This window comes from Oceanobacillus caeni (genome assembly GCF_042678465.1).
Lineage (GTDB): Bacteria > Bacillota > Bacilli > Bacillales > Amphibacillaceae > Oceanobacillus > Oceanobacillus caeni.
Genome location: NZ_JBHTKV010000023.1, coordinates 1 through 13,473, shown reverse-complemented (window position 1 = coordinate 13,473; position 13,473 = coordinate 1). Strand labels below are relative to the sequence as shown.

Sequence of the window (13,473 nt, the reverse complement as noted above, 5' to 3'; positions counted from 1 at the left end):
ATGTTAGATGCAGAAATAAAACAACAGTTAGAGCAGTATCTAGGCCTTTTAGAAAATGATATTTTACTAAAAGTTAGCTTTGGTTCTGATAAAGTATCTAGAGAAATGCTCGAACTAATAGATGAATTAGCTACTATCTCTACTAAAATAAAAATAGAACATACACAACTAGAAAGAACGCCAAGCTTCAGTGTGAATCGTATTGGGGAAGACACTGGAATTACTTTTGCTGGTGTTCCGTTAGGTCATGAATTTACTTCACTTGTGTTAGCATTACTTCAAGTAAGTGGCCGTACACCAAAAGTAGAACAAAAAGTAATTGACCAAATTAAAGCAATTGAAGACGAATATCATTTTGAAACATATGTCAGCCTTAGCTGTGAAAAATGTCCTGTTGTGGTACAAGCACTAAACATTATGAGTGTTCTAAACCCTAACATATCTCACACCATGATTGAGGGTGGAGCTTTCAAAGACGAAGTAGATAGTAAAAACATCATGGGAGTGCCAACCATCTTCTTAAATGGGGAATCCTTCGGTAATGGACGTATGGAACTTGAAGAGATTCTTGCCAAACTTGGTAGTGGTCCGGATGCATCAGAGTTAGAAAATAAAGATCCATTTGATGTGCTTGTTATAGGTGGTGGCCCAGCTGGAGCTAGTGCTGCGATTTATGCCGCACGTAAAGGAATTCGTACAGGTATTGTCGCTGAACGTTTCGGTGGCCAAATCCTAGACACAGCAGCTATTGAGAACTTTATTAGTGTAAAACATACAGAAGGAACGAAACTCGCTGCTAGCCTTGAAGAACATGTGAAAGAATACGATGTTGATATAATGAATCTACAAACGGTTAAAAACATCGAGAAGAAAGATAATTTCGTTGAAGTAGAATTGGAAAATGGAGCTGTTCTGAAAAGTAAAACGGCTATCCTTTCAACAGGAGCTAAGTGGCGTAACATAGGTGTCCCAGGTGAAAAAGAATATGAAACTAAAGGGGTTGCCTACTGCCCGCACTGTGATGGTCCGTTATTTGAAGGTAAACATGTAGCTGTTGTTGGTGGAGGTAATTCTGGTATCGAAGCTGCAATTGACTTAGCGGGTATTGTCAAACATGTTACGGTACTAGAATTTTTACCAGAGCTTAAAGCAGACTCCGTACTTCAAGATCGTCTTTACAGTCTACCTAATGTTACTGTTATCAAAAACGCAGCAACAAAAGAAATTACAGGTGATGAAACAGTAAACGGTATTAGTTATGTAGACCGTGAAACAGAGGAAGAACATCATATTGAGTTAGAAGGAGTATTCGTACAAATTGGTTTAGTGCCAAGTACAGGATTCCTTAAAGATAGTGAAGTTGAACTTAATAAATTCGGTCAAATTGTTGTAGATAAGACAGGCGCTACAAATGTTCCTGGAATCTTTGCAGCAGGTGACTGTACAGATAGTGCATACAAACAAATTATCATTTCCATGGGATCAGGTGCAACAGCCGCTTTAGGTGCATTTGATTATATGATTCGGAATTAAATACTTATAAAAAAGTCGTTTAACTGTCATTTTTGATGGTTAAACGACTTTTATTTTTTTACCTATTCGTTATGTCCCTGTTACTTGGCTTAGTAGCAGGGATATTTTTTTTCAAGGGAAACTTATTAAAAAAATTATGTACGGGCTAATGATTGGATTTCTCAGAAGTGGTTTATTCGACCAATCGAAAAGGATTGCGAAAAAATAGATATATAGTAAAGGAGGGAGGATTTGAATGCCTTATAATATTCAGAAGAAAATCATCCCGGGGCTAAACCAAAGAAGTTTAATCGCTCCTAACTTTATAGTTGCTCATGATTCTGGTAATCCTAGCAATGTCACACCAGGTTCTTTGGAAAGAGAAGTTAATTTCATGACTAGAAATTGGAAAAACGCTTTTGTTTCCCATTGGGTTGGCGGTGGAGGAAGAATTGTTCAAGTAGCTGAAGTGGGTAGATTACAGTATGGAGCTGGTCCGAAAGCCAATCCCTATGCTTATGCTCAAGTAGAATTAGCGAGAACAAATAATATAGAAACGTTTAAAAAAGATTACGCTGCATATGTATGGTTATTACGAAAGCTTGCTAATGATGCAGGAATACCGATAAAGTTAGATACTGGTTCAAGGGTTACAGATAAAGGGATTAAAACACACGATTGGATAAGAAGGAATATTGGTGGTACAGTTCACAGTGACCCATATGCTTATCTAGCATCCTTTGGCATTTCTAGAGCACAGTTCAAAATGGATGTTGAAAAAGGAACCGCAGCAGTTAAACCAACAGGACAGTCAAATGCTAAATCTCAAACAGTTACTGCTCCCGCTCCTAAAACAAAAGCTAATGCTAAATCTCAACCAGCTACTGCTCCTGCCCCTAAAGCTAAAGCTAATTTAACTGTAGACGGTAAATGGGGTCCATCAACTACGAGAGCATTACAAAAAGCATTAGGCACAGTCGTAGATGGTGTGATAAGTAAGCAGTTGAGAAATAGCGTGACAAATGCGTTATATGACGGTGTCACATTTGGTTCTGGCGGGAGTTTAGTTATTAAAGCGTTACAGAAGAAAATTGGTGCTAATGCAGATGGTTATTTAGGACCAGAGACCATACGAAAATTACAAAGATATCTCGGTACCCCGGTTGACGGCGCCTTAAGCAGACCATCTTCATTAGTAGTAAAAGAATTGCAACGAAGGTTAAATAAAGGTACTTTTTAAATGAAATGGAGATAGAGGTACAACTCAAATAAATTTTGTTAAATCCCCGGTTTGGAAACCGGGGATTGGTTTTTGGCATTTATTCGACCTTATCAGAGATAGATTTTCCAGCAAGCTGCATAATAATCATATCGTCCATCGGTGGATTGTGTAAACCAGCACGTACATCACGATAATAACGTTGGAGATCACTTTTTTGTGATAAGCTTCTTGCACCAACAATTCTCATCGCTAAGTCAACTACTTCCAAAGCTTTATTAACAACTGATAATTTAACGGCACCCAATTCGGGTCCCATCGTTAATCTTGTAACCTCATCACTTTCATCCCACTTATTGGCAATCGAATAAAGGAAGTTTTTAGATTCTAAAATCAGAAGTTCCATCTCACCTATTTTTTGCTTAATATTTGGCAATTCCGATATGGTGCCTTTAATGCTATTCGGTGAATATGTTGTAGCAAATGTAATGGCAGACTCTTGTGCAGCTTGTGCGATTCCAAGATAGCATGCAGGTATATGTAATAGCCATCCAGCAGGTTTTTTCTTACCTGGAGTTAACTTTTGTACAAGATCATCTTCGTCTACATGAACGTTCTCTAATACTAAGTCATGACTTCCTGAACCACGCATTGCGATAGAGTCCCAGGTTTCATCTACTTTCACTCCTTTTCTCTCTCGTTTGATTAAGAAATTCCCTACCTCATCCGTACCATCAATTGAAGCACTAACAACAAAATAACTTAAAATTGGAGATAGTGTTGTGAATGTTTTACGACCGTTAATTGTCCATCCTGAACTATCTTTTGTTGCATACGTTTCGGGTTGGCCACCGCGTGTAGGACTTCCGGTAGCTGGTTCAGATGCAGCATTATTAAGTAATGCACCTGACTTAAGCACATCTTGAGCTACCGAAGCATACTTATTTTCATCCCATGCTTGGGTTTCACCAAGGTGTTTCATAATGCCCATATGCCAACCGATGGAAAGGGCTGTCGAACCGTCTGCTTTTCCAATTATTTCTTGATATCTTAGCATTTCATATAATGAGATTCCTAACCCACCATATTGCTTAGGTAATGTTAGTGCTGGATAACCAATTGATTTCAGGTCATTAAAGTTATCAAAAGGGAAACTGGCATTTTCATCATGTTCTTTTGCCCGTTCCTTAAAAGGTTTCACTGTTTTGGATAATAAATTTATTCTTTCGTCCATACTGCTTAGTTTTAATAAATTCATCATATCCCTCCATTTTGTGTTAATTAATCAATTTAGTTGGAATTATAGTTTATTATTTCACCACTTTGAAGAAATCTCAAACTTTTTGTCTAATACAATAAATTGTATAATAGCGAATATTTTAATCAAAAATCAAAACCAAGTTGACAGATAGTAATTATGTGTTTAGAATAAATTACAATATTGAAATATATGTAAAGAATACATATTAAGATAACTTGAGTGGGTCACTAAATGTTTATGGAGGTGAGTACACATAAAATGCTATTATTAAAAAATCTGCAAATATCTTTTAATGATGAGCAAGTTTTAAAGGGGATTAATTTAACCGTAAACAAAGGTGATGTTGTTACATTAATTGGTCCTAGTGGTACAGGTAAAACAACATTATTAAGATGTATTAATTATTTGGAAAAACCCGATGATGGAGAAATAACATTAGGAGATGTTCACCTAGACTATAAATCCATTCGGAAAAAAGATATTTTAAAAATCCGTCGGAAAACGGCGATGGTATTTCAACAGTACAATCTTTTTAAGCATAAAACAGTGATTGAGAATGTGATGGAAGCGCAAATGGTCGTGCAAAAAAAATCAAAAAAAGCTGCCTATGAGAAAAGTATGGAGGAATTGGAGAAGGTTGGTTTAATAGATAAAATAAATGCTTATCCTTCTCAACTATCGGGTGGCCAGCAGCAAAGAGTTAGTATTGCAAGGGCATTAGCTGTAGAACCCGAAGTCATCCTATTTGATGAACCAACATCGGCTCTTGATCCCGAATTAGTTGGGGAAGTTTTAAAAGTAATTGAAGCCGTTGCCAAATCAGGAATAACCATTGTGCTAGTTACACATGAGATGTCCTTTGCGCAAAATATATCAACAAAAGTTGTTTTTATGGATAAAGGAAAGATAGTAGAAGAGGGGACTCCAACAGAAATTTTTAACCAATCATCAAATGAGAGAACAAGAGAATTTTTAAATCAATTTTATACTAGAAAGAACTAAAAAGGGAAGGAGAAGTGGGTTTTATGAAAAAGGTATTTGTTTTTATAGGATTGGTGAGCTTAATTTTTCTACTTGGTGCTTGTGGAAGTGATGGTGCTTCAGGAGACGGAGGTTCTGAAGCGGGAGTTAGAACAATTGAGGTGGCCGTACCACCTGCAGCAAAGCCGTTAAGTTATACGGAGAATGGTGAACTAACTGGTTATGAAGTTGAGATATTGCGTAAAGTAGATGAAAAATTACAAGATTATGAGTTTCATATTGTAGGAGTTGGGGATAGTGCCGCAGAGGTAGGATTAGACACAGGGAAATATGATTTAATCGCACAAGGCTTGTTCTTAAGTGAGGAACGTGAAGAAAAATATTTAATACCTTCCGAAAGTAATGGGGCAAGTTTGATGAAGATCTATACAAACGAAGAAAATAAAGATATTGAAACACTTGAAGACTTAGTTGGAAAGAATATTTCTCCGCCTAACCCATCTGGAGGGGTTTTTAACTTTTTAACTGAATATAATGAAGAAAATCCGGATAACCAAATTGAATTTAAAACTTCAGACAGTGGTATTTCCTATGCGGATCGATTGAAGGAAGTTGAATCTGGAAAATATGATGCTTTAGTTTTACCGTCCAATTTAGGTCAAAATGAAATTATTGAACAGGCTGGGTTAAAAATTCATACAACAGAGCCAGTAAAAATATTTCCAACTTATTTTCTGATTCATAAATCCGAAGAGAATGAAGCGTTGAATGAGGAAATTAGTAAAGCGCTAGCGGAATTGAAAGAAGATGGCACACTATCTGAGCTATCCGTAAAATACTATGGGGAAGATGTATTTCAATATGAATGATGCGAATTAATGGAAGGGAGGAGGAGTTACTAAAATGGATATTACCTTTATGTTGGAGATACTCCCCCAATTTTTAAGCGTCCTTCCGATAACATTATTAATTATTGTTGTTTCAACCATATGTGGTTTTCTGTTAAGCGTTTTGGTCGTAGCAATTCGAATTAAGAAAGTCAGGTTGCTTAACCCCATAATGGGAATGTACATCTCTTTCACAAGAAGTACCCCAATCTTGTTACAATTATTTTTAATTTATTATGGTTTACCAGTAGTATTAGCATTAATGGGAATTCATATTAATGATATGAACCCAACGACTGCTTCTATAATTACTCTAATTATTTATAATGGTGCCTATATGTCGGAGGTTGTTCGCCCTGCTTATTTAGCGGTAGAGCGTGGTCAACATGAGGCAGCAGATAGCTTGGGATTTTCGCCTTTTAAGAAATTATACCGTATTATTATTCCACAAGTAGCCCCAATAGCGCTCCCGGGGTTAGGTAATGCTATTATTTATTTAATCCATGATACCTCTTTGATTTTTGCAATCGGTGTAGTGGATATAATGGGGCTTGCTAATATTATAATTTCCAGTAATTATGGAATGAACCAAATTGAAATTTATTTATTAATTGCAATTATTTATTGGATCGTTTCCATGTTATCCGAACAAATGATTAAATATTTAGAGAGAAGAAAACAAAGACTTCCATATAATGGGTCAACGAAGGAGGTAGCCTAATTAAATGTTTCAATTAGATGTTTTAATTGAAGACTTTTTCAGCATTTTAAAGGTTGTACCTCAAACGTTGCTATTGGCAGTTATTATCCTAATACTATCCCTATTTATGGGGGGATGTCTGGCTCTTATCCAACGAAAGAAAATACCAATCCTTTTTACTATTATTACAGTAGTCCAATCTTTTTTAAGGGGTACGCCTAATGTTGTTTTATTATACTTAGGATATTACTCTTTACCTTTTATCGTTCAATATATTGTATCGTTGATGGGTATAGATTTTAATCCTCATCAGTTAGATCCTGTCATAACAGTTATTGTCGTATTTTCTATTAGTTTTTCAGTTTTCCAATCAGAAACAATAAGAGGTTCCTTGCATTCGGTCGAACGCGGGCAGATTGAAGCAGCGCAATCTTTAGGATATGGTTTCTTCCATACGCTATGGAAGGTAATTATACCACAAGCCCTTGTTGAGGCGCTCCCTGATATCATGAACTCGTTTTTAGTTATTATAAAAGCTTTATCCTTGGCGTATTTAATATCGGTTGTAGATATTTTTGGACAAGCAAAATTGTTAGGTGCTTATAATTTTAGCTATATCGAGGCGTTTGTTGCTGCGGCTTTCGTCTATTGGATTTTGTGTTCTATTTTCACCTTGTTTATTAATAAATTTGAACTTCGATTGAGGAAGGGGTATTAAGCAAAGTCTGAAGCTCTGTATAAGAGATTCGGACTTTTGTTATTAACGGAGATAATTTGTGCAGCTTGCTAAGGTAATCTGTCAAATTAGTAACTAATATTTTTAATAAGTAATTGAAATATCATGCTAATATTACATTACAAAGAATTCTAGCTAAATGGCGTGGCGTTAAAAAAGAAGTATCAAGGAGGAGCAAGAATATGAGGAAGGATAAAATAAAAGGTTTAATGATTTTAGGTGCGTTGCTAGGAGTTATTGGACTGATACTTATTTTTTTTAGTGATGATTTTGGAACAACCTTAACTAATGGTTTGTTGGCTACTTTAGATAACATTGACACAATGGATTATGAATTTAAGGTAAAGGCGAAGACAAATAATTTTTTAGTGACTGGTAGCATTCTTTTTGGAATTGGACTTTCTACTGTGGTTTTTTCCTTTTATAAGTCGCTAAATATAAATAATAGGGAATAACACTAATTCACAATTGGTGCAAGTAAAGCAAGGTAATCCGAACCGGGCCGTTTGTTTCTATTTCACAATATTATTGAAATATAATACTAGAAAATTTTATTGGAAGAAGGAGGTATCGATATTGAAAGAAGATAAACGAATTTTGTATTTCAATATGGTTTTGGGGACAATTGGAACCATACTGATTATTTTAGCTGCAATAAGGTATCTGATTAAAGAAAATGATAATACAGGATACGCACTTATAATTTTTGGCTTTATATTAACGATTGGGTATATTAATTACTTGGAAAATAAAGCAGGGATAAGTAAAAAATTGACCTGGATTAGGGTTATTATATCCCTAATTTTATTTTTTTCCTTTTCATATTTTTTATATTACTAGTTATTCCTTATTTAATTATTTGGTGTAATCCTTAGATAAGGAGTCATAAATTGGCAGTTTAGTAGAGTGGCTTAGTCTATTAGATTATGTGGTCTATTTTTACCTTGTTTATTAATAATTTGAACTCCGTTTAAGGAAGGTGTATTAGAAGAAGCTGGGAAAAAACTCCAGTAAATAAAAATTAAGGCGTTGGAGTTTACACTAAAAAAGTGTAGACCCCACGCCTTTTTTTAACGTTATTTTAGTAACCAAAAAGGACACCTTTTGATAAAATTAAAGTGAGCAAACAATAATTTTGGAGGTGTCCTTATGTTTAAACATTATACCATGAACCAAGTAGTTTTGCCACTAGATTTAGAAATTAAATTGAAAGAAAACGATATTGCCTTTGCGATCCATGATCTTGTCGAGAGTATTCCGGAAGAGGCTTTCGAGGACTTCGTACGACAAACCGGGCGTCCTGCGTACCATCCTCGTATGATGTTGAAAATCATTTTGTGTGGGTATACGCAATCCGCGTTTTCTGGTCGTAAAAAAGTACGGTTTAGCCATCATTCCAAACGAACAGACAGGTACGGATTCACCAGTGAATTTAAAGTGTAAAAATGTGAGGACTATTTGGGCTGTCCACTCCGCGATTTATGCACGAAAGCAAAAGAAGGGAACAACCGAACGGTCTACATGAATGAAAAGTGGGAGTTCCAAAAAGAATATGTACGCACGAAGCTTTCAGACGAGAAAACTGGTGAAATTTACGGAAAACGTAAATTGACGCAGAACCAGTGTTTGGTTTTCTGAAGGCTAATTTGGGTTTTACCCGTTTTTCCTTTAGGGGAAAACAGATGGTGAAAAATGAATTAGCATTTGCATGGGTGGCGGTTAACTTGAGAAAAAACGCCGCCATGGACGGTAAAATAGTGGCGGAAGATGGAAAAAAACACAAAAAAGGTTCCAAGTAAATTTTTTATTGCTTGGAACCTTTTTATTTTACTTTTTTTGGCTAGTTATGTCCCAGTCTCATTGTTTTTAGCATGTATCATTTTAATTTTGATTAGACTTTCTATTTAATTTAAAACATTATCACAGTATGAACTCTTTAAACGAGAAAAGCATCTAGTAAATGCCTAATTTGATCATCTAATTTTTTTAATTGAACAATTTGATACTTACTTTTCAGGCATAGTGTATGTATTGGCTGTATGAGTTGCGGAATATTGATTTTCTCCTTGTATTCCGGCACTCATTGACGTATGTGTTACTGTATCATCATTTTGTATTATTTTCTTTAATAATAAAGTTCGCAAAGGATAAAGCTTTTATAATAACTAAAAACAGGCTCATTATATCAGGGAGGGCTTCAACAAGGGCTTGAGGTACAATTACCTTCCTTAACGTATGGAAGAAAAATATATCCTAAAGATTGCACCGCTTCAATCTACCCACGTTTGACCGAATGCAAGAAACCTCTTATTGTTTCTGATTAAAAACTGAAAAGCTAATAAAAAACACAACAATCACTATTATTACACGATCTAATTGAATAAAATGAATCTGGTTTCTTAAATAATCTACTGGCAACATTCCATAATAGTGAAACTTTAATTTTTCTAATTCGTACATAAGGTACGTTGATTAATAAAAATGATGGAGGTGTCAAAGATGTCCAAAGAAGTTATTTTCATCTTAGTTATAGTATCTATGGCAATATGGGTTACGGTGTCTCGAGAATCTGTAAAATCTTCAAAAGAGATAAACTGGCGAAAAATGATAACTTTATTGTTTGCAGGATCTTTATCTACATTAGTTATAATCATTATGCATTTTCAAAGCCTGCTGTTTTAGTTCCGGTACTGGTGCCTTAAAGAACGAATGAGTTATCGATTAGACAGCTTCTATTGTGCTAAATGGCAGGTTAATAGGATAAGAGGTGTTAAAATGAACACAAAATATTATTGGAGAGAAGGATTTAAGTAATAGCGAAGTATTATTAAAAAATAGCAATCTGTATAATGGTCTATGGCTTTATTGAAAAATATAGATTTAGAACTTATATACATATATTATGGTGGCACATTCATTGGCGATGTTTCTTTCTAAGATATTAGCTTAAGATGTAGCTGTTTTCTCTTGATTTTTAGGTTTTTATGGACTTATTCAGCTTATTCTATTTATTATATTCTTGATTTTAGATTTCCAACAGGTGAAGAAAAAACTTAATAGTATTGCAGTAATTTTTAAGAGGGTCTTGTTAGAAAAAATAGTTTTTTAATTTAACAATGTTCCTGTGGCGTTCTATTTTTACTAAGACAGTGGGATAGTTTAGTAAATTGATTCTTTCTTTGGGAGAGGGGGATTCCGGTGGAGTATAATATAAATTCGCAAAGGATATCAATTTTTAGTACTATATTTATTATTATATTGTGGGATGTATTGTCAACTTATTACGGACGCTCTTTATCGCTATTCTTATTCATTTTATTAATCGCAATAGGGTTAGCTTCTTTTCGTTTTAAATTTACCATCCACACCGACCATTTAATATATGAAATATTATTATTTAATAAACCTATCATTCAAAAGGAAATTTACCCAGGCCAAGTAAATCAACTGAAATTGATACGTGTCGGGTGGGCTAAAAAGTCTGCAATTATAAAGGTGAAAAAAGGAATCAACATTAGATTATCTGTACTTGAACCTCAAGAAGCGTATGAACATTTAATTGGATTTGCAGAGAAACACGATATAATGATATTTAAAACGAAGGACTATTTAATTTTGGAAAGAATGAAATAATACTCGGTATTCAACTATCGGTGCAATTGTTGAAACATAATTCACTATATGCTGCAAGTAAAACAAGGCGATCTAAGCTGGATCGTCTTTTTCTATTTCAAAAAACTAATACTATTTTTGGACTATAAAAAAAGCCCGTACCCCTTGATTCACAAGAGATTCAGGCTTTTGTTTCAGATGATTCCAACTGGACTCGAACCAGCGACCCCTACCCTGTCAAGGTAGTGCTCTCCCAGCTGAGCTATGGAATCGTTGTTAACCAATATATTCAATATAATCTGTTTTTAGCAATCTGTCAATCTTTTACACTGTTGTTTTATCACCCTTTATCATAGGCGTTCATACTATTTACTGGGAGGAGGATTGTGATTAATGACTAATGATCGAAAAAATAAGAAGGATGAACAATTGGAAATTTTTCGTGTCCATGATAAAGGGGAAAAATTAACAACAAATCAAGGACTAAAGGTGTCTGAGGATGAATTTTCGTTAAAAGCAGGTGTACGTGGACCGACTTTGATGGAGGACTTTCATTTTCGTGAAAAAATGACGCATTTTGATCATGAAAGAATTCCTGAACGAGTAGTACATGCACGTGGGTATGCAGCGCACGGAGAGTTTCAAGTTTATGAGAGTATGAAGCAGTATACAAGAGCAAAGTTTTTACAGGATCCAACTGTGAAGACGCCGGTTTTTGTCCGTTTCTCAACGGTAGTTGGAAATCGTGGATCGTCGGATACGTTTCGGGATGTGCGTGGGTTTGCAACGAAGTTTTATACGGAAGAAGGAAATTATGATTTAGTTGCGAATAATATGCCCGTCTTCTTTATTCAAGATGGAATCAAATTTCCTGATATTGTCCACGCCATTAAACCGGAGCCACATAATGAAATGCCACAGGCTAGTTCTGCACATGATACGTATTGGGATTTTGTCGTCGCGAATCAAGAGTCGGCCCATATGACGATGTGGCTTATGTCTGATCGTGCTATCCCTAGAAGTTTCAGGATGATGGAAGGTTTCGGCGTTCATACTTTTCGTTTTGTGAATGATGAAGGGAAAGCACACTTTGTTAAGTTCCATTGGAAGCCTACATTAGGTGCACATTCTTTAATCTGGGATGAAGCGCAGGAAATAGCGGGTAGGGATCCTGATTTCCATCGTCGTGATTTATGGGAAAATATTGAAAGGGGAAATTATCCTGAATACGAATTAGGGGTTCAAATTATTGAAGAAAAAGATGAATTTAAATTTGATTTTGACATTTTAGATTCAACGAAACTTTGGCCAGAAGAAGATGTACCGGTGAAAATCATAGGTAAAATGACATTGAATCGTAATGTCGATAATGTATTTGCTGAAACAGAGCAAGTGGCCTTTCATCCCGGTCATGTCGTTCCAGGAATTGATTTCACCAATGATCCATTATTACAGGGACGTCTTTTTTCTTATACCGATACACAACTAATCCGCCTTGGTGGTCCTAATTTTCATGAAATCCCGATTAATAGGCCGGTTTGTCCATTCCATAATAATCAGCGTGATGGGTATCATCGCCAAACGATAAATGTTGGGAAAGTAAGCTATCATAAAAATACGTTGTGGGGAAATACACCTGCTGAAGCAAGTGTGGCAGAAGGTGGATTTAAACATTATGAAGAAAAAGTAGAAGGACGAAAAGTTCAGGCGAGAAGTGAAAGTTTTGCCGATCACTTTTCTCAAGCCACATTGTTTTGGAATAGCATGAGCGATGCGGAGAAAAAACATATTATAAACGCGTTTCAGTTTGAATTAGGTAAGGTGCATAGTGAATCTGTGAAGCAGCAGGTTGTTGATATGTTTGGCAATGTTAATTTGCAATTAGCTACGGAAATTGCCACGTATTTGGGGTTAACACCGCCTAAAAGCGGGATTTCGAACATAACAAAAACATCCCCAGCTTTGAGCTTGGAAAATACGAAGAAAACAGTAGAAACAAGAAAAGTAGCTGTAATTCTGACAGATGGATTTCCTGAATCGGATGTGTTGTTTGTATTAGATGCATTAAAGTCATCTGGAATTCAACCTGAAATCATTAGCGAAAACTTTGGGAAAGTAGTAGGTAATAAAGGTACCGAACTTGAAGTAGATAATACGTTTGAAACGACGAATTCAGTATTATTTGATGCGGTATATATGATAAATGGAAGTAAAACAAGCAAAAAGTTTAATAAAGATGCAGCATATTTTATTGATAAAGCTTTTTCTCATTATAAGCCGATTGGGGCAACTCACGAAGGTATTAAATGGTTTGAGGTAAATCACTTTGTTGGAAATCCTGGTGTCGTGGTAGGGAATGATATGAGAAAGTTTTCAAAGGAATTTAAAGAGGCAATAGCGGCTCACCGTCATTGGAATCGTTCTGTTGTTTAACGCACTTCCGAAAGAAGTCTCCCTCTTCAAGCGTGTGAAGGGCGTAGCCCAATGATAAGGGGGAGATGAATTTCGGTTGGGCGACAGCCCCAAGGCTTTTTCTTTTGCCTTTATTGTTCATTAAGGTATAAT

At 35.6% G+C, this 13,473-nt stretch carries 12 protein-coding genes, 1 tRNA gene and 1 pseudogene; 12 read left to right on the top strand and 2 right to left on the bottom strand.

The window, feature by feature from the left end; all coding sequences use genetic code 11:
• Positions 1-1,533: an alkyl hydroperoxide reductase subunit F gene (gene ahpF / locus ACFQ18_RS14155; protein ID WP_204798581.1), complete on the top strand. Its 1,533-nt coding sequence runs from the start codon at positions 1-3 to the stop codon at positions 1,531-1,533.
• Between the two features lie 235 nt (positions 1,534-1,768).
• Entirely contained in the window at positions 1,769-2,752 is a 984-nt protein-coding gene (locus ACFQ18_RS14150) for a peptidoglycan-binding domain-containing protein (RefSeq protein ID WP_204798580.1), read from the top strand.
• A gap of 79 nt (positions 2,753-2,831) precedes the next feature.
• Here the strand turns inward: ACFQ18_RS14150 and ACFQ18_RS14145 are convergent, their stop codons facing one another.
• Positions 2,832-3,989 carry an acyl-CoA dehydrogenase family protein gene (locus tag ACFQ18_RS14145; protein ID WP_204798579.1) on the bottom strand — a complete coding sequence of 386 codons (1,158 nt, stop codon included), beginning with the start codon at positions 3,987-3,989 and terminating at the stop codon, positions 2,832-2,834.
• Between the two features lie 261 nt (positions 3,990-4,250).
• Here ACFQ18_RS14145 and ACFQ18_RS14140 point away from each other — a divergent pair, with 261 nt between their 5' ends.
• The 9 genes and pseudogenes from ACFQ18_RS14140 to ACFQ18_RS14100 all read left to right on the top strand — a co-directional run bounded on the left by ACFQ18_RS14140 (position 4,251) and on the right by ACFQ18_RS14100 (position 10,929).
• On the top strand, positions 4,251-4,994 hold the full coding sequence (locus tag ACFQ18_RS14140) for an amino acid ABC transporter ATP-binding protein (RefSeq protein ID WP_047186229.1): 744 nt from the start codon (positions 4,251-4,253) through the stop codon (positions 4,992-4,994).
• 23 nt (positions 4,995-5,017) lie between these two features.
• Complete coding sequence (locus tag ACFQ18_RS14135; protein WP_084824108.1) at positions 5,018-5,842, top strand: transporter substrate-binding domain-containing protein; 825 nt, start codon at positions 5,018-5,020, stop codon at positions 5,840-5,842.
• Between the two features lie 34 nt (positions 5,843-5,876).
• The gene (locus tag ACFQ18_RS14130; RefSeq protein WP_047186228.1) at positions 5,877-6,581 is read left to right on the top strand and encodes an amino acid ABC transporter permease; all 705 of its coding nucleotides are present in this window, start codon (positions 5,877-5,879) and stop codon (positions 6,579-6,581) included.
• A gap of 4 nt (positions 6,582-6,585) precedes the next feature.
• Positions 6,586-7,278, top strand: a complete 693-nt coding sequence (locus ACFQ18_RS14125) for an amino acid ABC transporter permease (protein ID WP_204798578.1) — start codon at positions 6,586-6,588, stop codon at positions 7,276-7,278.
• Positions 7,279-7,478: 200 nt separating this feature from the next.
• Positions 7,479-7,751, top strand: coding sequence for a hypothetical protein (locus tag ACFQ18_RS14120; RefSeq protein ID WP_047186226.1), 273 nt, complete (start codon positions 7,479-7,481; stop codon positions 7,749-7,751).
• 121 nt (positions 7,752-7,872) lie between these two features.
• The gene (locus ACFQ18_RS14115; RefSeq protein WP_047186225.1) at positions 7,873-8,136 is read left to right on the top strand and encodes a hypothetical protein; all 264 of its coding nucleotides are present in this window, start codon (positions 7,873-7,875) and stop codon (positions 8,134-8,136) included.
• Between the two features lie 309 nt (positions 8,137-8,445).
• Positions 8,446-9,166 (top strand): annotated as a pseudogene (locus ACFQ18_RS14110) (transposase).
• Positions 9,167-9,795: 629 nt separating this feature from the next.
• A complete protein-coding gene (locus ACFQ18_RS14105; RefSeq protein ID WP_047186223.1) occupies positions 9,796-9,978 on the top strand; it encodes a hypothetical protein in 183 nt (60 codons plus the stop codon).
• Between the two features lie 516 nt (positions 9,979-10,494).
• Positions 10,495-10,929: a hypothetical protein gene (locus ACFQ18_RS14100; RefSeq protein ID WP_047186222.1), complete on the top strand. Its 435-nt coding sequence runs from the start codon at positions 10,495-10,497 to the stop codon at positions 10,927-10,929.
• 178 nt (positions 10,930-11,107) lie between these two features.
• Here ACFQ18_RS14100 and ACFQ18_RS14095 read toward each other — a convergent pair.
• Positions 11,108-11,180, bottom strand: a tRNA-Val gene (locus tag ACFQ18_RS14095).
• A gap of 121 nt (positions 11,181-11,301) precedes the next feature.
• Between ACFQ18_RS14095 and ACFQ18_RS14090 the strand changes: the two genes are divergently transcribed.
• Complete coding sequence (locus ACFQ18_RS14090) at positions 11,302-13,341, top strand: catalase (RefSeq protein WP_047184240.1); 2,040 nt, start codon at positions 11,302-11,304, stop codon at positions 13,339-13,341.
• The last annotated feature ends 132 nt before the right edge of the window (positions 13,342-13,473 follow it).